This window comes from Pedobacter psychrodurus, assembly GCF_004331735.1.
GTDB lineage: Bacteria > Bacteroidota > Bacteroidia > Sphingobacteriales > Sphingobacteriaceae > Pedobacter > Pedobacter psychrodurus.
Genome location: NZ_SJSO01000005.1, coordinates 61,224 through 85,563, shown reverse-complemented (window position 1 = coordinate 85,563; position 24,340 = coordinate 61,224). Strand labels below are relative to the sequence as shown.

Here is a 24,340-nt window from a genome sequence, read left to right as displayed (position 1 = left end):
CTTGCTGTGGCTCGGGCCTCGTAAACTTCGGAAGTTTGGCAGAGGGGCAAAAAAAATGCCGAGGCTTTAGCCTCGGCATGGTTCAAAATTGTTTGCTTAAAAAAGATTCTTTATTTAGAAAGGCAAATCATCATCTTCACCTGGTGTATTGCTTACGTCAACCGGAGCTGCATAAGCCGGTGTAGCTGCAGGTGCACCGGCTGCAACTGCATTTATACGCCAAATAACCAAACTGTTAAAATATGATGTTTTACCTGCTTTATCTGTCCAAGGGCGACCACGCAAATTAAAGAAAACCTCAACCTCATCGCCTGCTTTAAATGTATCTAATAATGCAGTTTTGTCTTGTAAAGCCTCAAAACGGATATATTCTGGGTATGTTGGATTCTCTGCGTATTCTATTATTAAATCACGCTTTTTAAACGTTTCACTTACTTGTTGTGTGGCACCTACTTCGTGTACTTTTCCTTTAATTTCCATATCTAATACTACTTAATGTACTATAAACATCAAATCTCTATAATTTTATTGATAACTTCGCATATATTATGATGCAAGTTTTCCACAATAAAAGCAAGGTAATTATTACCTGCAACAAGCGCCTTTCGCCATATTTACAAGATGAAGTTACGGCCCTAGGTTACACCATAGAAAGATCTTTTGCTACGGGTGTTGAGCTCAATATCACCCTTACAGAGTGTATAAAGCTAAATTTGAACTTGCGCTGTGCCAGTCAGATTCTATATGCCTTAAAAAGTTTTAAGGCCATTACGCCTGATGATTTATATAACGAAATTGCAGCCATTGAGTGGGAAGAACTGATTGATTTTTCGGGGTATTTCTCGGTAACTTCAAATGTTGATAACCCAAATATTACCACACCCCTTTTTGCAAACCTAAAAGTAAAGGACGCAATTGTAGACCGCATGAAAGAGAAAAAAGGTATTCGCCCTAACTCTGGATCTGATGCGAATAAAACGGTAGTGCACTTATACTGGAAAGATGCAGATGCGGATGTTTTTATGGATACTTCTGGCGAAACCCTTGCTAAGCACGGTTACCGTAAAATCCCTGGAAAGGCACCCATGTTAGAAGCTTTGGCCGCTGGAGTTATTTTAGCAACCAATTGGGATAAGAAATCGCCATTTATTAACCCAATGTGTGGTTCAGGAACCTTAGCCATCGAAGCGGCCCTGATTGCAAGCAATCGTGCCCCTGGTTTGTATCGTATGAATTATGGCTTTATGCATATTTTAGGTTATAATGAAGAAGATTTTTTCGCTGAGCGTAGAATTTTAAAAGATCAGGTAATTAAAAATGTTGACCTTAAAATTGTAGCCTCCGATCTTTCGGAAGATGCGGTTGAAGTAACCCGTAGAAATGCAAAAACTGCGGGTGTTGATACTTTAATTGAATTCGAAGTTTGCGATTTTGAATTAACACCAGTTCCTGAAGACGGCAAAGGTGTTGTTGTTTTTAACCCTGAATATGGTGAACGTTTAGGTGTGCATAGCAAATTAGAATTGACTTATAAACGAATGGGCGATTTTATGAAAACGAAATGCAAGGGCTATTCTGGATATATTTTCACTGGAAATCCTGATCTTGCAAAGAAAATTGGATTAAAAGCTGCTAAAAAATATGAGTTTTATAATGGTAAATTAGACTGTCGTTTACTTGAGTATGAATTATATGATGGCTCTCGCCGGGCACCATTAATTGATGCTTAGTCTTTTTCATTGAAAATTAATATATTACGCTCTCTTACGTACCATAACGTAAAAAATTTTGAAAAATATGGAATTTGATGACATGGATCATATGCCCGAATGGGAGCATTTTAGCCGATTTGGCCGAGATGATGAGGATGAAGAAAATCTATCAAGTGTTGATGCGGAAAAGGTCAGGTTAAAAGTGACCAGGGCTAAAAGCCTTTACAACCAGGCAAGAGCCGTATACAAATATGCCGCCCTGTTCTGCGAAACATTGGAGGGAGAGATGGCCGAAATGACCGCTAACTTAATTATGCAGAATGCCCTAATGTTATGCCCTAAAATTGTTGGGGCAGAAGGAGCTGATATGTATATTTTAAGAATGGAAAATGCCTCTATTATCCGAACCAATTGCCGTGAATTAGAAACCCAGGTAAGAGCAGCAGATATGTTCGAAATCTGTACCCCAGAATATAAAGACATTGTTTTAGACGAAATTGAAAAATTTCGTCTACTCTTTATCGAATGGGTTAAATATTTCGAAAAAGACGAGTTTGAAGATGACTGGGGGCTGTATTAACCCCTAACTGCTATCCACTTTTTTTTATTGATTTGAACTGCGTACGCAGTAAGCTATAAAACACACCTTATCGTCCTACTATCACTCCCTTACCATCCCTCTCTTAGCCTTCGATTTACCTACAACGATAACACAAAATACTGATTATCAGCCAAAAACAGAACACTTAAACATTTAGGTTATTTTTTTGTTGTAACATTTAGTTCATTACTCCGTTTCGCGTAATTCTCAATAGTGCTAAAATTTATACTTTTAAAATCTGTTGAGGTGAAAGTTTCGTAACTAATGAAAAGATTAAAAAATTTATCCCCTTTTTATGGAAGATGTATTGGCTTTAAAGACAAAGAATGTTGCCGGGAATATCAGAAAAATTAGAGAATACAGAGACTATACTCAGGATTATCTGGCGGCGAAATTGAAAATATCTCAAAATGCATATAGCAAAATTGAACTTGGTTATAGTAAATTAACTATAGATCGTTTATTTCAAATTGCAGCAATTTTAGAGGTTGAAGTATCTCATTTATTAACCCTTAACCACAATGATTTAATTAAAATTATTGCTGATGACGAGAAAAGGGCAACAGCGGTGAGTTAATACTCAGGCGCTGTTGATATCATTTCTTTTACCCTGCAAATAATTCCAATACCTTTGGAATAAATTTAAAACTATGCAGGCTTCCATTCAAAAAACTATAGATTTTGTTCAGAAAACACTAGCAAATGCCGAGGCAGGGCACGATTGGTTCCATATTGAACGTGTTTTTAAAACCGCACAAACCATTAATCAACAAGAAAATGGCAATGAACTTGTAGTAGCCTTTGCCGCATTGTTGCATGATATTGCTGATCCTAAATTTAATAATGGCGATGAAGAGTTGGGGCCGAACATGGCTGCTTCATTTTTAGCATCAATTGCTGTTAATCCTGAGGTTATAGCACATGTTAAACTGATTATCCAGAACATGTCGTTCAAAAATAGTTTTGATGGCGCAGGTTTTACCTCAAAAGAAATGCAAATTGTACAGGATGCAGATCGCTTAGATGCAATTGGGGCCATTGGTATTGCAAGAGCATTTACCTATGGTGGATTCAAAAATAGGGTGCTTTACGATCCGGCTATTTTACCTGACGAACACCTCACCAAAGAAAGTTATAAAAATACCACCGCACCTACTATTAACCATTTTTATGAAAAACTCCTGCTACTGAAAGACTTGATGAATACCGATGCAGGAAAAGCAATAGCTACAGAAAGGCATAATTTTATGCTCCTGTACCTGGAGCACTTTTACAAAGAGTGGGATGGCAAATAATCAATTATAGGCTATTAAAAATACCGAATAGTAAGTATTCCGGAACAATGTATTAGGGCTTAACTTTATAAAAATTAATCCTCATGCATCCTTATAAACTAAAATATCATAAAAATAGTGTTTTGTTAATCGCGATGGTTGGCATTCCTGTGTTCTTCATTTCCTTAATGGTATATTGTCTTTTTAGTTTACCCTCATCGCTTTCCGAAACGTCCACTTTGATATTGGTTTCGCTATCGATTATGTTAATGGCACTCCTTTTATTATGGATTACCAGAACGCAGATTTTTGTGCACAGTAAAATTTTAATTAGCGAAAAAGGTATTAGCTTTAAATTAAAAAACACTTCTTTTTTATACCGGAGAGCCGAGTTTTTTTCTGAGTGGGAAAACGTAACCAACATAACCGAAATGTTCGATAACCACAATGGAGGCTACTTTTATCAAATTACATTTAAAAACCCAGGTTTTGTAGCCAATTTTAGCCCGCTTAAAAACCATGAAATTGAAGCAGATCGCTTCTTTTCTGAACTGCAATACTACCAGGAAAGTTATAACATTGCGCATCAACTGCCAATAAGCAGAAAACTTAACCCATCGAACAGTTTTTAGTTAACGCTATTATTCCAAAATAGAATAGGATTAGCAAATCTATTTACTAATATTTTTAGTTATTAAACTATCTTTGTTAGTAAATATATTCCTATGTTCGATCGAATCCGTGAAAAATTAAATATTCTTGCTGACGCCGCTAAATATGATGTTTCTTGTTCATCAAGCGGCGGCACGAGAAAAAACACCAATAAAGGTCTTGGCGATAGCCATGCATCGGGCATTTGCCATACCTATACAGAAGATGGCCGATGTGTTTCGCTTTTAAAAATCCTCCTAACCAACCATTGTATATACGATTGTTTGTTCTGCGTTTCGCGGAAAAGTAATGATGTAAAACGTGCGGCCTTTACAGTAGATGAAGTGGTAGAACTGACCATGAACTTTTATCGCCGCAATTATATTGAAGGCTTGTTCTTAAGCTCAGGGATTTTTAAAAATGCCGATTTTACCATGGAACGGCTATTGTTAGTGGTTAAAAAACTCCGTTTAGAGCAGAATTATAATGGCTATATCCATTTAAAAACCATTCCGGGTGCCAGCGAAGAATTGATTAAGGAAGCAGGCTTATATGCCGACCGGATGAGTATTAATTTAGAAATGCCAACCGAAGCTGGTTTAAAGCTTTTGGCTCCCGAGAAAAACCACGAGGAGGTAATTAAACCTTTGGCTTTTGTTCAACAGCAGATTAGCCAATTTACTGCAGACAAAAAACTGATCAAACATGTGCCAAAATTTGTACCTGCAGGACAAAGCACCCAGATGGTTATTGGTGCCACGCCAGAGAGTGACAAAGATATTATGTACACAGCCAATGCCTTTTACAAGAATTTTTCTTTAAAAAGAGTTTATTATTCTGGTTATGTGCCCATTAGCAATGATACCAGGATGCCTATACTGGGCACACAGCCACCATTGTTAAGAGAAAACAGGCTGTACCAAACTGATTGGTTAATGCGGTTTTATGGCTTTAAAGTACAGGAAATTTTAAATGATGCCAATCCAAATCTTGATGTAGACATTGATCCAAAATTAAGCTGGGCCATTCGCAATATGCAGCATTTCCCTGTCGACATTAATAAGGCCGATTACAAAATGATTTTACGGATACCGGGTATTGGTGTAATGTCAGCCCAAAAAATTGTACAGGCCAGAAAGTTTGGAAAATTAAGGATTGATCAGTTAAAAAAAATTGGCGTAGCTTATAACCGGGCCAAACATTTTATTGTTTGCATGGATAGCCCTTATCAGCTGAAAGATTACCAGGGTACACAAATTAAGGCTTTTATTTTGGCAGAAAGCCAGAGCAAATATTTAAAAACAGATAGCAACCAGATGATTTTGTTTTAAACCCTCGCGGTCATCATTCCCAACTTGATTGGGAATCTCAAGCTATAGCATTAAGGTTCACGCCTTCGCGGGAATGACGACCAAAGTTTAAACCTGTCAACATAAATACCTCCAATGACTTACATTTTTGATGGCACTTTTCAAGGTTTATTAACCGCTGTTTTCGAATGGTTTGAACGCAAGCCAGGAAAAGTGATGCTAAAATCTATTTCAATTTTCCAACCCGAAGCTTTTGCAGAAAGCTTTACGGTTACCACCAATGCAAAAAAAGCTGATCGGGTTTGGGTAGGGCTGCAAAAGAAAATAAAAAAGGATTGGCAGCGCAAATACTATTGCAGCTATTTATCAGAAATACCCGAGGCTTACAACCACCTCTTCCAATTCACTATATACATTTTTCAAAATCAAATGGGTGCAGAAAGTAATTATGGCAATCCGCATGTAATTGCATTGGCTAAATATGCCAAAAGTGTAGAAAGGGAAAAACATAGGATGGAAGCCTTTATTCGATTTCAAAAAACGGGCGATGGGATATTTTATGCCAATATAGATCCTGATTTTAATGTGCTGCCATTAATATCCAATCACTTTAAAAACCGCTATGCCGATCAGCAATGGGTGATTTACGATTTAAAACGCAAATATGGCCTACATTATAATTTAGCAAGCGTTGAGGAAATTACCATCAGCTTTAGCAACGGTGCAAATAAACACAATCTTGCACCAGTTTTAATGGACGAAGGTGAGGCATTATACGCTACCCTCTGGAAAGATTATTTTAAAAGTGCAAACATTGTAGCCCGAAAAAATACAAAACTCCATCTGCAGCATGTGCCTAAAAGGTATTGGAAATATTTAACGGAAAAGGCGATATAAAAGGGTCGAAACATTAACATATTTCAATAATCCAGCCGTCATCTCGACTGAAACGCAGTGGAATGGAGAGATCTAACCAGCAGATTTCTCGACTTCGCTACACTCCGCTCGAAATGACGACTAGTGATTAAATAATAAATCTGGCTAAAAAAAATTAAAAACTTACTGCCATGCTGACACCCACATTCTCAATTAGCGTAAAAAGTTTGACAGTTTGGTGAAAATTTGTCCCTCAAAACCTCTTGGCATAAAAAGTGTTAATTGTAAGCTTAGTTAAAAAACTCAAATCAAAATAAAAAAATAATAAAAGTTATGGCGTTAAACCTTAAACCAATTGCTGGCAGTTCAAACAGAGTAATAGTTGAACCGGCTGCGGCAGAAGAAAAAACTGCATCAGGTTTGTATATCCCTGATACCGCAAAAGAAAAACCATCTAAAGGAACTGTAGTTTCTGTTTCTGAAGAAGATTCTGAAGGTAAAAAAGCGAGTGTGAAAGTTGGCGATGTTGTAATTTACGGTAAATATGGTGGTACCGAATTCCCTTACGAAGGTAAAGATTACTTAATTATGCGCGAAACTGATATTTACGCTGTTGTTGGGTAATAATTTAGGATTGAATGACTGAGTTCCGAATGAGTGAATTCCAGCATGAATCAAAGAAATAAATAATTAAATGATAGAATGAATGATTTAAAATAATAGAATATTTCGAAATTCAAACATTCTCTCATACATCATTCAAAATTTAAAAAATAATGTCAAAACAAGTAAAATATAACGTAGAAGCACGCGACGCCCTGAAAAGAGGTGTTGATATTCTTGCAAATGCAGTAAAAGTAACTTTAGGTCCAAAAGGCCGTAACGTAATTATCGATAAAAAATTCGGTTCACCAGCAATCACTAAAGATGGTGTTACAGTTGCAAAAGAAATCGAATTGAAAGATGCAGTTGAGAACATGGGTGCTCAAATGGTTAAAGAAGTAGCTTCAAAAACAGCTGATATTGCTGGTGATGGTACTACTACTGCTACTGTATTGGCTCAGGCAATTATTACTACAGGTATTAAAAACGTTGCTGCTGGTGCAAACCCAATGGATTTAAAACGTGGTATTGATAAAGCGGTTGCTGCTGTTGTAGAAAACTTAAAATCTCAATCACAAGCGGTTGGTGATGATAACAATAAAATTAAACAAGTTGCCTCTATCTCGGCTAACAACGACGAAGTTATCGGTTCGTTAATTGCTGAGGCAATGAGCAAAGTTGGTAAAGATGGTGTAATTACTGTTGAAGAAGCAAAAGGTACTGAAACTGAAGTTAAAACAGTAGAAGGTATGCAATTCGACAGAGGTTATTTATCTCCATATTTTGTTACCAATGCAGATAAAATGGAAGCTGAATTAGAAAACCCTTACATTTTAATCTACGACAAAAAAATCAGTAACATGAAAGAATTGTTGCCGGTTTTAGAAAAAACTGTTCAAACTGGTAAACCATTGGTTATCATTTCTGAGGATTTAGATGGTGAAGCTTTAGCAACATTGGTAGTAAATAAAATCCGTGGTTCGTTAAAAGTGGTTGCTGTTAAAGCTCCTGGTTTTGGCGACAGAAGAAAAGCAATGTTAGAAGACATCGCGATCTTAACTGGTGGTATTGTGGTATCAGAAGAAAGAGGTTACAAATTAGAAAATGCTGATTTAACTTACTTAGGTTCTGCTGAGAAAGTTGTTGTTGATAAAGACAATACAACTGTAATTAATGGCGCTGGTAACTCGGATGACATTAAATCACGTGTTAGCCAAATTAAATCTCAGATCGAAACTACTACATCTGATTACGATAAAGAAAAATTACAAGAGCGTTTAGCTAAATTAGCTGGTGGTGTTGCAGTTCTTTATGTAGGTGCAGCTAGTGAGATTGAAATGAAAGAGAAAAAAGACCGTGTTGATGATGCTTTACATGCAACCCGTGCGGCTGTTGAAGAAGGTATTGTTGCTGGTGGTGGTGTTGCATTTATCCGTGCGGTTGAAGCTTTAGCTAATTTAAAAGGTGCTAACGAGGATGAAAATACTGGTATCCAGATTATTCGTCGCGCTATCGAAGAGCCATTACGTCAAATTTGCGAAAATGCAGGTATTGAAGGTTCTATCGTAGTTCAAAAAGTTAAAGAAGGTAAAGCAGATTTCGGTTACAATGCCCGTACAGATGTTTACGAAAACTTAATTGGCGCTGGTGTTATCGACCCAACTAAAGTAAGCCGTGTAGCATTAGAAAATGCAGCATCTATTGCAGCGATGTTATTAACTACAGAAGTTGTTTTAGCTGACGAACCTGAAGAAGGTGGTGCTCCAATGCCTCCAATGGGCGGCGGTGGTATGGGTGGTATGATGTAATACCATTCTGTAGCGAAACGATTTCGTGTAAAAATACACCCTCAAGGTATAATGCCTTGAGGGTTTTTTTATGCTTATTTGCCATTAAAAACGCTGTTTCATCAATTCTATAACCCGTTCATTTAGTTAATGTTGGTGTAAAATTTTGAAACTGTAATCTAAAAATTACGTTCTTTACCCTCGAATATTTATTGACGCGTCTTAGATCTAATACTCATTTCTGAGATTGGATTAAAGCAAGTTTACTAACAAGGCTTTCAGAACGCAATAAAATCATTCCCTAGTGTTAGAGATTTATGAAGATTCGTTGTAAAAGGAAATGGCTTTCTTTTGTCCTATTTTTAGGGGCATTCTTGTTCACGTCAAATGTTTTCGCTCAAATTACTATAGGCTCAGTAGATGCAGGCCCTTTTACCCCAGGCAGCACCATTGCAGTTCCTTTTAATATCAGTGCAGGCTGTGCTTCACAGGGTAACCAATTTCAATTGTACCTTTCCGATCAGAATGGAAGTTTTGGCGCCGAAATACTTATTGGCAGTTACACTGGTTTTTACAGTACCTATATAAATGGCAAACTTCCCGCGAGCCTTACCCCAGGAACGGGTTATCAGGTTAGGATAAAATCTACTGCTCCGGCATTCACAAGCACACCATCAACTGCTTTTGAAGTAAAGGCAGGACTGCCAGTTGAGGCTAAATTAACATCAACATTGCTAAATGCTGCAAACGACGAAACTTTTGGTACCTGCACCAGCAAAGCCAATAATTCTTTCTTCCTTACAAATACTTCTACAGCAAATAGTACAGTTACCGCAAGCATAACTGATGAAGTAAATGGAGCGAGCCCAACTTTAATCAATTTCCCTACTGCGATACAACCTTTTACGGCCCAACAGTCACATTATACCATTTATACCAAGGCCGTAATGCCCGATGGGTCTGTGGCAACAAAGGCCTACCTGCTGATCAACAACAAAGCGATCACAGCCTTTGCTAATTCAGGCAATACGGTGGTTTGTTTGCCATTGGGTGCATTAACATTTAATGTAGATGTGACTTCGAGCGCAGGTATTCAAAACAACTTCCCTGGAGATATTTATACAATTACCTGGGGTGATCAAACCACCTCAACCTATACCCTTTGCGAGATTATTGCCAATGGCGGCAAGGTTACACATGCTTATACCAGATCTTCTTGCGGAAGTGTTTCTACCTCTAGTGCAGGCACAATTTACAACGCTTTTGATGTATCCATTAATGTATCGAATGCTTTCTGCACAACAATGGGCACACCTGTTTCCTCTTCGGCCAAAGTAGTGGTAAAACCGATAAATTCATTTGCATTTAATACGCCGGGCTGTACCAATGCCAACATCACATTTGTGAATACGTCTGTTTTGGGCGAAAACCCAAACAACAATACAGCAGCTTGTACACCCAATAATGTAACCTATAACTGGTATGTTGATGGTGTGATTAAAGAGGCTGATAAGCCAAAATCATTCAATTTTGTTTACAAATTCCCAACCCATGGAGAGTATACCATCCGGCTAGAATCTAAAAACATTACAGGTGAGTGTGATGCCGATCCGGTAGAAATGAAAATCTGCATCCAAGACCCACCCAAGCCAGATTTTAGTTTACCATCAAATACCATTTGCTCAGGAACAACTTTAAAAGCTACCGACCTTTCGGTTTTAGACAATATCTGCAATGCAGCCAATAACTATTCATGGTCAGTTAGCCCAGCGGTAGGTTTTGCTGGTGGCACAAATGCCGCGAGCAAAGAACCGGAGTTCAATTTTACCAGCCCTGGCACCTATACCATTACTTTAAGCATCAGCACTCCATCATGTGGTGTAATTACCAGCCTACCACAAACTGTTGTAGTTAATGCGAGTCCCGTAGCTACGCTATCGCCTGATATTACCCTGTGTAACCTGGCTACTTACGATTTTAACAATACCACAACAGGGCCAACCCAAACATTAATAACAGGCACCACAAAAGATTTACCCGATAGTTATGCCTGGACTGTTGTTCCATCGGGATCGGGCACCTATAGCTTTACTGGCGGCACAACTGCCAATTCTAAATACCCATCCATCAAGTTCGATAGCTACGATACTTATACTGTAACTGTTGTACACAAAAATAATTGCGGTACTGCAAGCGATACCCAAATCCTGACCTTCAGTACGGCACCAGTGATTAGCGCAGGACCAGATCAAAATATCTGTTTTAACGACCCCAGTTTTACGCTTAGCGGAACCATAACAGGTACGACTACTACACAAGCCTGGATTGGCGGATTAGGAACATTTACGCCTAGCAGAAATGATTTAAACGCAACTTATACTCCAACCGCAGCCGAAAAAACAGCGGGTACGATTACTTTACGATTAAGGGTTACTACCGCACTGGCCGCCCCCTGCAATCAAATTGATGACGATATTATTCTTAAAATAAAACCTAATATCAGTTTAACAAGCCCGGCAACTAAAACCATCTGTACGGATAAAAGTGTTGCCTATACACCTACATCTGCCGTTGTGGGTGTTACCTACACCTGGACTGCTACTGGTACTGCAACTGGCTATACTGCTAACGGAAGCGGGCCCATTAACGATATCCTTACCAATACCGATCTAAATGACGATGCAAACGTAACTTATATCATCACTCCTCATTTTGATGGCTGTGACGGAACAACATTCACCTTGTCGGTTTTGGTTAAACCCAACCCTATTGTAACGCCAACGGCAGTCAATGCAAGCATCTGTAATACCACTTCATCGGCCATTAACTTAACGGCAAACCTAACAGGTGTAAACTATACTTATACGAGTGTGGTAACCGGAGCAATAACCGGGAATAGCAATAGAACGGTAGCATCGGCAGGAACGCAAATCAACGATATCCTAACCAATTCAGGCACCACAGCAGGTACGGTAACTTACACCATTACACCTATATCAACAAATGGTTGTCCAGGTACACCCGCCAGCATTACCATTACGGTTTTACCAAGTGCAACACTGCCAAATGCAGGACCGAATGAGGCCATCTGTAACACTACAACCTATACTTTAAAAGGAAACAGCCCAATAGTAGGCACAGGCAAGTGGACAATCGTTTCTGCCCCTACAACTGTAACATTTGCAGACGATACTCAAAGTAATACAGCAATATCTGGTCTGCAGGCAGGAAATGCCTATACTTTTAAATGGACAATAAGCGATACCAGCTGTTCAACATCCAGTGACGATGTTCAGATCACCGTTAACCCGCTAAGTGTTGGTGGCACAATCGCAGGTGATGTGAATGTATGTGCAGGTGCAAATGGCGGAATTATCAGTTTAAGCGGGCAAGTTGGAAATATCATCCGTTGGGAAAGATCTATTGACAACGGTTTAAACTGGTCTACCATTACCTCAACAGCAAATCCATATCTATTTTCTAACCTCACCATAACCACACAGTACCGTGCGGTAGTACAGAGTGGTAGTTGTGCAGAAGCCATATCAACCATAACTACCATCACGGTAAATCCTGGCACCGTTGCTGCAAATGCAGGGGCAGATCAAAACCTGTGCAGTGGGAACGGCATTACTTTAAACGGAAATAACCCTTCGCCAAACAGTGGCGCATGGACTTTAATATCGGCACAAACCGGTATTACCATTACCGATCCTGCTCTTTACAACACCGTAGTTACTGGTTTGGTACCAGGGCAAACTTATACCTTCAGGTGGACTATTTCTGGTTTCAATGGTTGTCCTCCATCTGTTGATGATGTTACCGTTACCTATTACTCACCTGTTACCAATAATATTGGGCCATCATCAGTGCCAGTTTGTGCCGGCCAAAGTATCACCATTACCGGAGATACCCCAACTGGCGGAACAGGAACATTTGCATACCAATGGCAAAGCAGTGCCGACGGAAATACCTGGAGCAATGTTCCTTCAGCCATTAATAAAGACTTAACCCTGATTGCAAACTCTTCAACCTATTTCAGAAGATTGGTAAATAGTACCATCTGTACTTCAATTAGTAATTCGTTACAGATTACCGTTTTGCCGGGTTTAATCAACAATATCATTTCTGCCGATCAAAATATCTGTATCGGCACAGTCTCAGCTCCATTAACAGGTGCCCTACCAAGTGGTGGCAGTGGAGTGTACATTTATCAATGGCAATCGAGCTTAAATGGAACAGCCTGGAGCGATGTATTGGGCGCAAACAGTATAAGCTTTACGCCTCCAACACCAACTGCAAGCATTTATTACCGTCGAACAGTAGCCAGCGGCGCTTGCAGTAACGACATAAGCAACCAGATTCAGATAACGGTTAACCCTCATGCCCAGGCGGAAATTACTTATAATAAAAATGTTGGCTGTGCACCTTTTATTCTAGATGCAAACAATATTGCCGCAACTTTATATCCTGACAGGAATAGTATTTATACCTGGTTTGCCAATAATGTACAGATCGGAATAGGGCCAGTATTTCCTGGTTATACCATATTAAACGGAAATGAAAGCGTAACCATAAAGCTCGTTGTTACGAGTAGTTTAGGTTGTAATACTGATGAAAAAAGTGAGGTATTTAGTACGCTTCCAGTAATTACACCTTCTTTTACACAAAGTGTAGCTGAAGGCTGCGGGCCACTTAATGTTACCTTTACCAATACGACTACCCCCCTTACTGGCGCAACATTTAAATGGAATTTCGGTAATGGACAAACATCAATTTTAGCCCAACCAGCTGCACAAATTTTTTTAGCAGACCCGACCGGAAAAGACATTGTGTATAATGTTACTTTAGAAACCACCACACCGTGTGGCCCTCCAATTATAAAAAACGCGACAGTTACTGTGCATGCAAAACCTGTTTCTATATTTTCGCCTGATAAAACAACAGGCTGTTCTGATCTGCTTGTAAACTTTAGCAATACCTCTCCTGAAAGCGCGGGCACAACCTATACTTATGATTTTGGTGATGGCACGGCCCCAGAAACCTATCCAGATAGGAGAACGGTAAGTCATATATTTAAAACACTTATAGTTAAGGATTTTATTATAACGATGACTGCAAAAAATGCTTGCGGAACAAGCATTTCTAATAGCACCATTGTGGTTTCGCCAAACAACGTTATTGCAGAACTGGTGGTAAATGGTAATGAGAAAAAAGGCTGTGCTCCTTTCGTTGTTAATTTTGTGAACAATACCAGTGGAGCGAGCAGATTTCTTTACACCTTTACCAATGAAGATACGGGCGAAATCAATACGGCATTCTCCAATACCACCGGTGTTTATCCATACACCTTTACCAAACCTGGAAAATATACCATCAGGTTAGATGCAGAGAATGACTGTTCGCATAGTTTCACTACAGAAACTGTTACCATCTTAGCGCAGCCAACAGTAAGCTTTACTACCGAAAAAACCTCTGGTTGTACCAATCTAATGGTTAAATTTAAAAACACGAGTGTTGGCGCGGTGGGCTACCTATGGGATTTTGGCGATGGTTCTCCAACCTCAACTGAATTTGAGCCACAGCATACCTACACCGGATCTGGCATAAATTACCCTGTTACTTTAACTACTACCAATGCATTAGGCTGTACCAACACCACAGCAATAGCCGATTTTATCCATATTGTTGCACCGCCAGTGGCCACCTTTACTGTTAGTCCAGGCAATGAAACATCCATTCCGAATTATTCATTCGCCTTTAAAGATATCAGCACCAATGCAGTAAGCTGGGAATGGACTTTTGGTGATGGCTCTACGTCAACTTTACAAAACCCAAATCACACCTATGCCAACGAAGGGGTTTATAATGTAACCCTCAAAGTGCTGAGCAAAGAAGGTTGTTCTTCCAGCACTTTCCAATCGGTGAGGATTATCGGAGTACCAGGCTACTTAAACATCCCCAATTCATTTATGCCTGCAAGCGCGAAAAACGAGATTAAAGTTTTCAAGGCAAAAGGCCGAGGCATAAAAGAATGGCAGATGTCTGTTTTTAACAAATGGGGACAATTACTTTGGGAAACCACCAAACTGGATGATGGCGCCCCGCTGGAGGGCTGGGACGGCACTTATAAAGCTCAGGAACAACCGCAAGGTGTTTATTACTGGAAAGTAGATATAAAATTTATTAATGGCAGCGATTGGAAAGGGATGGCTTACGATTCATCTCCTCCAAAGAAAACGGGTGTAATATATTTAATAAGATGATGAGGAGAGGGATAATATTATTTTGGTTTGCGTTGGTGCTGCCCTTAATGATCTCGGCGCAGGATCACATTTATTCGCAGTTTTACAACGCGCCTGTTTATTTAAATCCGGCTTTAACAGGTCAGTTTGAGGGGGACATTAGATTTAATGCCTTATACCGCAACCAATGGACGGGTTTAGCAAGTGATTTTTCATACATGAGTGCTTCTGGCGATTTAAACCTTCGCCAGTTTAACAGTGGCATCGGTTTGATTTTTAACCGCAGCAGCGAGGGCACAGCCTACCTGGTGAAGAATAATATAGCGTTGAGCTATTCTTATATTATCGGGGGCGATGACTTTGCGCTCTCGTTCGGGTTGCAGGGTGGCATCACCAATCAAAAATTAAACTGGGATAAACTTGTTTTTGGCGATCAGATCGATATCAACACAGGTTATATTCCAGGCAGCGTTTCTGGCGCCGAGCGACCAAGTGTTGATAGCCGTTTTTATTTTGATGCCAATACAGGGGCCAATCTGGTTTATAAAAAATTTATGATGGGACTGGCTGTCCACCATCTCAATCGCCCTGACGAATCACTGTCGGGTTTTCAGGCAAAATTACCGATGCGCATATCGGGGAATTTAAGTTACAAGCTCACCCTGATCCCTGATCAATATGATCGGGATGGAAGTTATCTGATCCCTTCTATTGTTGCCTACAAACAGGGCAATGTAAAATCATTCAGTGTGGGTACACAGTATAAATATGCTGGAATAAACGCAGGCATATGGTACCGCAATGATGGCAATTCGAACGGAAATGATGCGATTGTGTTTTCTGTAATCTTCGATATTTTTAACCGCAGAACCAATGGCGAAAAATTCAGGTTAGGCATCAGTCATGATGCTACAACTTCAAAAATTAACTACAGCAACACCGGCGGAACATCGGAAATTGGCGTGGGTTACGAAAAATATTTTCCAAATAGTTCAAATGGTGGCAGGGCAAATGGCTTAAGATGTTACGATTTTTACTAATTTGCCTGTGATAATTCAAGGCGATGAACGAGATCATAGACCAAAACCATTTCATTACACAAAGTGAAATCAATAAATTTTTATTGGCTACGCTGCTTTGTGGCATAATCGGCGCTGAGCGCGAGTACAGAAGTAAATCTGCCGGCCTCAAAACCATGATGATGATTGGTTTGGGCGCTACCTTATTTACTATCCTATCCATCAAAATTGGGCCAACCAGTCAAGACCGTATTGCATCGAACATTGTTACGGGGATCGGTTTTTTAGGTGCCGGTGTAATTTTTAAAGAAGAAAATCGTGTTAAAGGGCTCACCACTGCCTGCATTATCTGGATTGTCGCTGCAATTGGAATGGCTATAGGCTCAGGTTATTACGAACAGGCTATAGGGGTTACCATTGTAGTTTTACTGGCGCTGATTATTTTTCCGTTCTTGGAAGAAATTGGCGACCGACGCTTTACCAAAAGGGTTTACCGAATTGTTAAAAAACAGCATACACATGGCAATTTAGAAAGCTATGAAGAAGTTTTCCGCGAAAGTAAACTTAAACCACAGCGCGGAAAACACCAATTGGTCGACAATATCATCACTGGAAACTGGACGGCTACAGGCACTCCAAAAAACCATCAGAAATTTGTGGAGCGCATGCTTAAAGATGATGATATTATAGAGTTTGATTTTTAACTGAGTCGAACAAATCTATTTTTTGGGTTTGTAAGGCTAATTTTTTCTCTTCGATCACTATTGTATCCGACCAAAGGTCGTGCCATGGTGCACAAGGATTCCCCAATGCACTAAAGGCATTGAACGGGATAGCTCTTACAATATTTCGGATAAATGCTTTTTGAAAAGTAATGTCGCTACCATCAGGATTTACAGCTCTTGTTCCTGTAATTAACTTTCCAATTGATCTTCCGTTAGACATTGCTTCTGTTATAAACATTACAATACCGTAAAGTAATAAGGAAATCAAACGGCCTGATAATCCTTCAAAACTATCTAAAAGTTCAGGCTTAACGATTCCGAGAATGATTGCAATGCCAAATGCGATGATGTAAAAAACAACTAAATCGATAAGATAATTAGTAAATCTCTTTACCGTAGTTGCTCGACAGTATTCTAAATCAATTTCTTGATAGTTGTTGTTGAAGTCCATTCTAGCGCCTTTAAATTAGATCTTTCGAAGGTAAAATATTTTCACCATGGCCCAAAATTAATTTATCCAAAATCATAAAACAATCATAGCTTTGTATAACTATATTCATAATGATCAAGGAACAGATTTCAGTTTTCGATATTTTTAAAATAGGCATCGGCCCATCCAGCTCACATACCTTAGGCCCGTGGCGGGCCGCACAACAGTTTACAGCTTCGCTTGCCCAAAACAATTTAATTAATGAAGTTGAGGGTATAAAAATATTGCTTTACGGTTCGCTTGCCAAAACAGGTAAAGGCCACGGAACTGATGTAGCTATTCTACTCGGTTTAACAGGAGCTGATCCGGTAACTTTTGATGTTGACGCCGTTACCACTACCTTCGAAAGCATCCAAAGAGATAAGAAATTAAACCTTGCTGATCATTTAATTCTTGATTTTGACTACGATAACGACCTGCTTTTTCTTTTTGCCGAAAGTTTGCCCTTTCACCCAAATGCGGTTACTTTTCAGGCATTTTTAAAAGATGGAAAAGCATTTTCAGAAACCTATTACTCTATTGGCGGTGGTTTTGTGGTAAAAGAAGGAGAAGACAATAGCAAAAAAGCCCAGGTAGATCTCCCCTTCCCTGTAGAGAAAGCAAAAGATCTTTTACACTGGTGTTTATCTACCGGTTTAAAGGTGAGTGAAATCGTAATAGAGAACGAACTGGCCTGGCGTACCGAAGCAGAAACGAAAAAGGGCATTTTACAACATTTCGCCGTAATGCGCGATTGTATTTATCGCGGATGCCATACCACAGGTTTTTTACCTGGCGGTTTAAATGTAGCGCGAAGGGCATTTCCGCTAAATAAACGATTAATGGGTAAAAGCGAATATTCAGATTACAATAGCTGGGTAGAGGCCATTAGAAAAGGTGGAAACGGTTTTAATTATACTTTAGACTGGGTAAGCTGCTTCGCGCTAGCTGTTAATGAAGAAAACGCATCTTTTGGTCGTGTGGTAACCGCTCCTACCAACGGTGCAGCAGGTGTAATTCCAGCGGTATTACAATATTTCATTACTTTTTGTGATGGTTACAGCGAAGAAAAAATCATCCAGTTTATTGCCTGTGCTTCAGAAATAGGCAGTATTTTCAAAAAAGGAGCAACAATATCAGCCGCTATGGGCGGATGTCAGGCCGAAATTGGTGTTTCCTCAGCCATGGCTGCTGCAGCGCTAACGGAGTGTTTAGGTGGCTCGCAAAGACAGGTTTTAATGGCAGCAGAAATTGCCATGGAACATCACCTGGGCCTAACCTGCGATCCGATTGGTGGCCTGGTACAGATCCCTTGTATCGAAAGAAATACCATGGGTGCAATTAAAGCCATCACCGCTAGTCAGCTAGCCCTGCAAAGCAATCCTGATAAGGCCAAAGTAAGTTTAGATGCTGTGGTAAATACCATGTGGGAAACCGCCCTTGATATGAATGCCAAATACAAAGAAACATCAGATGGAGGATTGGCAACTAATATTCCGATCAGTTTGCCAGAATGTTAATTCAACATTGTTGCATTAAAATGATAAATGTTATCGATTTATTACAAATTTTCTGGCACCAAATCAACAAGTATTTTTACATTCGCTGACTTTATTAATTATTCATAAAAAAATGATCAACTACACAAAAATCAGTGTGATTGGTTTGGCTTTGTCGTTATCTATATCGGCGACTTATGCTCAAGACAATCTCGTTAATTCTTTAAAAAACAACCAAAGCGAAAACAGTGCTGCTTCTTTTAAATTCACTGAAGTGATTAACCTGGCCAATACACCAGTTCAAAACCAAGGTTCTTCAGGTACTTGCTGGAGCTATTCTACCAACTCATTTTTAGAATCAGAAATGATTAAAGCGGGTAAACAGCCCGTAACCTTATCTCAGCTTTTTTCTGCCAGGAATGCTTATGTAGAAAAAGGTAAAAATTACGTGCGTATGCATGGTGCAGTTTCATTAGGCGATGGTGGTGCTTTGCACGATGTAATCAACATGTACAGAAAATATGGTGCTGTTCCACAAGAGGTATACACCGGATTAAACTATGGCACTAAAATCAATAAAACCGCAGAGCTTGGCGATATTGAAAAAGGTGTTTTAGAAGCTGTTGTAAAGAATGCAAATGGCGAGTTAACGCCAAACTGGTTAAAAGCTTATACAGGTGTAATTGATGCTTATTTAGGCGCTGTACCAGAAAACTTCACCTATAATGGCAAAAAATACACTCCAAAAACTTTCGCTCAGGAAGTGGTGGGTTTAAATGCCGATAACTATGTAGAACTTTCATCATTCAACGATCACCCTTTCTACAGCAAATTTACTTTATTAGTGCCCGATAACTGGTCTTTCGATCAGGTTTATAACGTTAAAGTAAATGAGCTAACAGACATTATCGATAACGCCTTAAAAGGTGGCTATACTGTTGCATGGGCTACAGATGTAAGCGAAAAAAACTTCAGCTGGAAAAACGGTGTGGCTTTTGTTCCACAAACACCTTTCGCTGATATGACAGCGAAACAAAAAGCAGATATGTTTAACGGCCCGCAGCCAGAGATGGAAATTACGCAGGAGAACCGTCAGCTAGCGTTCGACAACTATCAAACTACTGATGATCACGGGATGCACATTATTGGTTTAGCTAAAGATCAGACAGGTAAAGAATATTATATCGTTAAAAACTCTTGGGGAGCAAGCAACGATTATAAAGGATATTTATACGTAACTAAAAACTATGTAAAATATAAAACAACAGCAATTTTATTAAACAAAGCAGGTATTCCATCTGCAATTGCTAAGAAATTAGCTTTATAGTTAAATCTAAATCATTCAAGAAGCCGTAGAAGAAATTTTGCGGCTTTTTTGTTTGGATTTAACCGCAAAGGCACGAAGGTTTTCGCAAAGGAGGGCGAAGAATAATGGATGACGGATAAGCGTTTAGGGGGCGTTTCGTTGAGACTCGATTTTACCCTTCGACTCCGCTACCATTGAAGTTATTTTGTAATCACTTAAATATAAGTGGTTTATACCGAATGCGCATTTCCACCTAACTAGGCCGTAGCAATATATCCCCGTTCTACTTAAATCCGACCTAACAAATTTTTCGGGCTCCACCGACACAGCCACCCCACTAACTTTGAAAGAAAACGGCGAAGCCCTCATGAATGCAGCTGAAAACTATAATACAAATGAATAAATTTTCAGCCGGTGTTTTTTGTTTTTTCACTTGTTCCCTTTTTTTTATTTGTGTTCAAGCTAGCTGCGCTGGTCTTTTTAACACCAAAAAGAAAGAGCCCATCGGCGGCGGTGAGCCGAGGAAAGCATGAGCCGTAGGACAAAAAATAATCAATTATATACGTCATTAATATTGATTTTTATACAATAAATTATCCCTCAGGGTGACATCTCGAATTAAATTTAAGCCCTTATCTATGTTCATGCTTTCTATCTGTGGTTAAAGTAAACAAAAAGTCTCTATGACCTTCGTGCCTTCTCTCTGTGCCCTCTGTGGTAAAAGAGAGATAAACATTAAACCAGACCTGAATAAGTCAGCACCAACCACCATAAACCCGTGGTAATAAAAGATAATAAAATTCCGATCCCAACTACCAAATTAGAAAGCTTCGGATTAAGGTTATACTGATCGGCTACAACACCAGCGGTTAACAGCGTTGGCATAGCCATTTCGAAAATGGTAATTTTGGTTATCATTCCATTCATACCTAAAACAATCGCCATAACCAAAACGACCAATGGCGCTAAAATCAGCTTGTACAATAAAGCAAAACTGATGTGTTTCAATTCGCTAAACCAGCCGCCAAATTTTAGTTGTAAACCTATTGAAAACAACGCCAGTGGACCAACGGTACCCGCTAGTTTTTCGAATAGTGGATCCAGTAAAGAAAGATCAATAAAACGTGGGAGGGTCAGTGCTAAAATGCAACCAATAAGCGGCGGAAAGGTCAATACTTTTTTCAGCACCAGTTTCGGGCTTAACTTTTGATTCTGCGACGATCGGATGGCTACAATAATGCCAATGGTAGATAAAAGCGTAAACGTAACCTGATCGCAGATAATGGCTATAGCCAGTTCTTTCTCACTAAAATAAGCCACAATTAATGGGAAACCTACAAATGAAGTATTACTTAAAGAACTGGTTAGTTTTAGCCCACCAGAAGTGGCTTTGCTCATATTCCGGATGTGGCTGTAGAGGGTAATAAATAACCAACCAAATAGCCAGATACAAATTGGTGCCAGTGCCGGGAACAATAGGTCTTTAGTCCAGGTAATATGTGGCAGATATTTAAACGAAACCGCTGGTAATGCAATGTAGATAATCCAGGCATTAATGCCTTTGTGGGCATCTTTGGGTAGCGATTTACTTTTTCTGAAAAGAATCCCAGCTAAAATGCATAAACCGATAAGAATGAAGTTTGCCATCGAGTAGCGCAAAGATAATTTATAAAAGAAAAACGCCAATAAGATTTGTACTCATGGCGTTTTAAATAATTTATGCAGAAGGTTTTGGTTTTTTCTTTTTGTGCCAAACCTTTTTCTTGCCCTCATGCTTTGGTCTCTTTTCTTCCACATGCGTAATTTCCATTGCAGCTATACTTTCTGGCAGTGGCATACGTGGAACTTCCTTCTCGATTAATTTTTCAATGTTATCGAATTTGCGCTTATCTCTCCCATTAACCAATGTAATGGCTGTACCTTTGGTTGCTGCTCTTGCCGTACGGCCAATTCGGTGTACATAATCAGCCGGATCGCCAGGAACATCATAATTGATTACCAAGTCGATTCCCTCTACATCGATTCCGCGAGATAACACATCTGTTCCAATTAAAATTGGCAACCTACGGTTTTTGAAAGCCAGTAAAATATCTTCACGTTCTTTCTGCCCCAAATCGGAGTGGAAAGCTTCGGCTTTAATGCCCAATCCTTTAAAGGTTTTGTATAAAGCTTTTACTTTTTCCTTGGTCGAAACGAAAATAATACTGCTCTTATATTGGCCGCTTTTAAAAATATCGGTTAATAGGGCCTGTTTCTGTTGGTCATGAATGTTATAGGCCTGTTGATCTATCCCCTCAGCAGGTTTAGCAATTGAAATGGTAATTTGCCTTGGTTCGTGCAAAATCTTGCCTGCCATGGTTCTTATTTTCGGCGCCATTGTAGCCGAGAATAAAAGCGTTTGCCTTTTCTTTGGCAGGTAGCTAATAATGCGGATAATATCGTCGTAAAAGCCCATGTCCAACATCCTATCTGCTTCATCTAAAATCAAATGCTGCAGATGCTCCAGTTTTAAAACACCTGAAGATAAATGTGCCATCAGCCTACCCGGGGTAGCAATAATAATATCTACGCCATCGCGCATAGAACGTTTTTGCTGTTCGTAAGCAATACCATCTCCTCCACCGTAAACAGCCAAAGAACTGATATTGGTAAAATAAGCCAGTGCTTCAACCTGTAAATCGATCTGTTGCGCAAGCTCACGTGTTGGGGCTAAGATCAAGGTATTGTTGTGTCTATCAGCAGCTTTGCTAATTTTATCCATTACGGGTAAAAGGTAGCTGGCTGTTTTTCCTGTACCGGTTTGAGCGCAGGCAATCAGATCATGATTATCTAAAATTACCGGGATGGCTTGTTCTTGTATTGGAGTAGCGCTTTTATACCCCATGGCCATTAAGCCTTCGTATAAATCGGGGTTAAAATTAAAATCGTTAAAATTCAATCTATTGTGTTTATGTCTTTTAGCAAAAGTACCTTAAAATACCGCTAATAGCAAACGGCATTTCAATATCCGCTTGCTTAGTAATTTGAAAAGCAATATTAGATGACTCCTTCCTATTGCAATAAACAAAATAGCCCCAACTGCTTTAAAGCAATCGGGGCTTGGAAATTATAATAGACGAAACTTAGTCGACCAGGATATCTTTCTCTGGTGTATTCGTTTCAGGGTTTTTAGGTAGTGTAACCTTCAAAATTCCATCGGCGTAATTGGCCGAAATATTTTCTATTAAAACTTTTCCATTAAGGCCAAAAGCTCTTTCGAAGGTACAATTGCTATATTCTCTACGGCTATACTTTTTAGCCGAATCAGCTTCTTCTTCAGCTTGGTAAGAAATGGTTAATACATCATCTTTGGTAGCCACCTTTAAGTTCTCCTTAACCAATGCTGGAGCAAAAAGCTCAATAATAAAGCTGGTTTCTGTTTCCTCTATGTTAACAGGCACTTTTCTAAAGCCCTGATTAAACATGTCGTGCTTGTAGTGACCGAAAGGACCACCAAAGCGCCTCCCAAATCTTCCCTCTCCCGCGCCGAAGCGACTATGCATCTTGCCCGAATGGCATCTATGTTCTTTGTACATTTTGTTTAATTTTAATTGTTATTTATTCTGTTAATTAATCGGCATAAGCCAATATTAGTTGTAAACGGCCTCCTCCGTTTTAGGGATTCCCAATAGCTGTGTAATGATATTTGCATAGGGATAAGCTGGCGAGAAAACGGCATAGTCAAATTTTAAACCCCTTATCTGAACCAAAATATCGTCGATAAATTTCATTGGTTCAAGCAGTGCGCTGATCAGTCCCGATTTAGGTTTCTCTTCTTCATCCATAACCTTTTTCCCTTGAAAAATATTCAGTTCCCGATTGTAGGCTTTAAAATCAGCGCCGATTTGTTCTATAGGGGCTTTAAATTCATCCGAGCTAAAGAAAGTTACTTTCTCTCCCCTGGTAATCAGTTCGTTTGCCATACCCAAAATCGGACTGACATCGGCCTGAGATGGATCGCTTAAAAAAAGTACCTGTGACATAATGCTATCTATTTACTTTGTTTATACTGTCAATAGGTGTAATCACGGTATCATCCATTTTTCCGTTGTGATGACTGTAACTATGGTTTCTATGATGTTCTTGTTGGCAATCATCACGATAATGCCTGTTTTTAAAATCTAACCGGTCGCGGTATCCATTCTGAACGGCCAGTACATTTAAGCTGTAAAAAGTTCCTGCGGCAACAGCCAATGCCAATAATATTCTAAATGCTTTCATGGC

Annotated in this window: 21 protein-coding genes; 14 read left to right on the top strand and 7 right to left on the bottom strand. The window is 39.4% G+C overall.

All coding sequences use genetic code 11. From position 1 onward, the window contains the following. Positions 1–114: 114 nt before the first annotated feature. On the bottom strand, positions 115–480 hold the full coding sequence (locus EZ456_RS07210) for a DUF3127 domain-containing protein (RefSeq protein ID WP_131528728.1): 366 nt from the start codon (positions 478–480) through the stop codon (positions 115–117). A gap of 71 nt (positions 481–551) precedes the next feature. Here EZ456_RS07210 and EZ456_RS07205 point away from each other — a divergent pair, with 71 nt between their 5' ends. From EZ456_RS07205 to EZ456_RS07150, 12 genes are all read left to right on the top strand, one after another. After that, a complete protein-coding gene (locus EZ456_RS07205; protein ID WP_131529186.1) occupies positions 552–1,730 on the top strand; it encodes a THUMP domain-containing class I SAM-dependent RNA methyltransferase in 1,179 nt (392 codons plus the stop codon). 67 nt (positions 1,731–1,797) lie between these two features. Continuing rightward, positions 1,798–2,292: a hypothetical protein gene (locus tag EZ456_RS07200; RefSeq protein WP_057933225.1), complete on the top strand. Its 495-nt coding sequence runs from the start codon at positions 1,798–1,800 to the stop codon at positions 2,290–2,292. 316 nt (positions 2,293–2,608) lie between these two features. After that, positions 2,609–2,890: a helix-turn-helix domain-containing protein gene (locus EZ456_RS07195; protein WP_131528726.1), complete on the top strand. Its 282-nt coding sequence runs from the start codon at positions 2,609–2,611 to the stop codon at positions 2,888–2,890. 73 nt (positions 2,891–2,963) lie between these two features. Further along, complete coding sequence (locus EZ456_RS07190; protein WP_131528724.1) at positions 2,964–3,608, top strand: HD domain-containing protein; 645 nt, start codon at positions 2,964–2,966, stop codon at positions 3,606–3,608. Positions 3,609–3,856: 248 nt separating this feature from the next. Further along, complete coding sequence (locus EZ456_RS07185; protein ID WP_131528722.1) at positions 3,857–4,219, top strand: hypothetical protein; 363 nt, start codon at positions 3,857–3,859, stop codon at positions 4,217–4,219. Between the two features lie 93 nt (positions 4,220–4,312). Beyond that, positions 4,313–5,569 carry a putative DNA modification/repair radical SAM protein gene (locus EZ456_RS07180; RefSeq protein ID WP_131528720.1) on the top strand — a complete coding sequence of 419 codons (1,257 nt, stop codon included), beginning with the start codon at positions 4,313–4,315 and terminating at the stop codon, positions 5,567–5,569. Between the two features lie 114 nt (positions 5,570–5,683). Next, the gene (locus EZ456_RS07175) at positions 5,684–6,445 is read left to right on the top strand and encodes a TIGR03915 family putative DNA repair protein (RefSeq protein WP_131528718.1); all 762 of its coding nucleotides are present in this window, start codon (positions 5,684–5,686) and stop codon (positions 6,443–6,445) included. A 312-nt stretch (positions 6,446–6,757) separates the two neighbouring features. Next, entirely contained in the window at positions 6,758–7,048 is a 291-nt protein-coding gene (locus EZ456_RS07170; RefSeq protein WP_025141798.1) for a co-chaperone GroES, read from the top strand. Between the two features lie 152 nt (positions 7,049–7,200). Beyond that, positions 7,201–8,835, top strand: a complete 1,635-nt coding sequence (gene groL, locus EZ456_RS07165) for a chaperonin GroEL (RefSeq protein ID WP_131528716.1) — start codon at positions 7,201–7,203, stop codon at positions 8,833–8,835. Positions 8,836–9,131: 296 nt separating this feature from the next. Next, entirely contained in the window at positions 9,132–15,080 is a 5,949-nt protein-coding gene (locus EZ456_RS07160; RefSeq protein WP_131528714.1) for a PKD domain-containing protein, read from the top strand. After that, a complete protein-coding gene (locus EZ456_RS07155; protein WP_131528712.1) occupies positions 15,077–16,099 on the top strand; it encodes a PorP/SprF family type IX secretion system membrane protein in 1,023 nt (340 codons plus the stop codon). Before EZ456_RS07160 ends, EZ456_RS07155 begins: the two co-directional genes overlap by 4 nt. 23 nt (positions 16,100–16,122) lie before the next feature. Beyond that, complete coding sequence (locus EZ456_RS07150; protein WP_131528710.1) at positions 16,123–16,782, top strand: MgtC/SapB family protein; 660 nt, start codon at positions 16,123–16,125, stop codon at positions 16,780–16,782. On the opposite strand, the gene EZ456_RS07145 is transcribed toward EZ456_RS07150, so the two are convergent. Next, positions 16,763–17,254 carry an RDD family protein gene (locus EZ456_RS07145; RefSeq protein ID WP_131528708.1) on the bottom strand — a complete coding sequence of 164 codons (492 nt, stop codon included), beginning with the start codon at positions 17,252–17,254 and terminating at the stop codon, positions 16,763–16,765. The two genes, EZ456_RS07150 and EZ456_RS07145, sit on opposite strands and share 20 nt — an antisense overlap. Before the next feature lie 110 nt (positions 17,255–17,364). Here EZ456_RS07145 and EZ456_RS07140 point away from each other — a divergent pair, with 110 nt between their 5' ends. Both EZ456_RS07140 and EZ456_RS07135 read left to right on the top strand, forming a co-directional pair. Next, positions 17,365–18,792, top strand: a complete 1,428-nt coding sequence (locus EZ456_RS07140) for an L-serine ammonia-lyase (RefSeq protein ID WP_131528706.1) — start codon at positions 17,365–17,367, stop codon at positions 18,790–18,792. A gap of 112 nt (positions 18,793–18,904) precedes the next feature. After that, on the top strand, positions 18,905–20,098 hold the full coding sequence (locus EZ456_RS07135; RefSeq protein WP_131528704.1) for a C1 family peptidase: 1,194 nt from the start codon (positions 18,905–18,907) through the stop codon (positions 20,096–20,098). Between the two features lie 714 nt (positions 20,099–20,812). Here the strand turns inward: EZ456_RS07135 and EZ456_RS07130 are convergent. From EZ456_RS07130 to EZ456_RS07110, 5 genes are all read right to left on the bottom strand, one after another. Continuing rightward, positions 20,813–21,724 (bottom strand): AEC family transporter, encoded by a 912-nt coding sequence (locus tag EZ456_RS07130; protein WP_131528702.1) that lies wholly within the window; start codon positions 21,722–21,724, stop codon positions 20,813–20,815. Positions 21,725–21,794: 70 nt separating this feature from the next. Continuing rightward, the gene (locus tag EZ456_RS07125; RefSeq protein WP_131528700.1) at positions 21,795–23,015 is read right to left on the bottom strand and encodes a DEAD/DEAH box helicase; all 1,221 of its coding nucleotides are present in this window, start codon (positions 23,013–23,015) and stop codon (positions 21,795–21,797) included. Positions 23,016–23,199: 184 nt separating this feature from the next. Continuing rightward, complete coding sequence (locus tag EZ456_RS07120; protein WP_205945046.1) at positions 23,200–23,652, bottom strand: Hsp20/alpha crystallin family protein; 453 nt, start codon at positions 23,650–23,652, stop codon at positions 23,200–23,202. A gap of 54 nt (positions 23,653–23,706) precedes the next feature. Next, complete coding sequence (locus EZ456_RS07115) at positions 23,707–24,099, bottom strand: glycosyltransferase (RefSeq protein ID WP_131528698.1); 393 nt, start codon at positions 24,097–24,099, stop codon at positions 23,707–23,709. Between the two features lie 4 nt (positions 24,100–24,103). Continuing rightward, positions 24,104–24,337 carry a hypothetical protein gene (locus EZ456_RS07110; protein ID WP_131528696.1) on the bottom strand — a complete coding sequence of 78 codons (234 nt, stop codon included), beginning with the start codon at positions 24,335–24,337 and terminating at the stop codon, positions 24,104–24,106. Positions 24,338–24,340 lie beyond the last annotated feature (3 nt).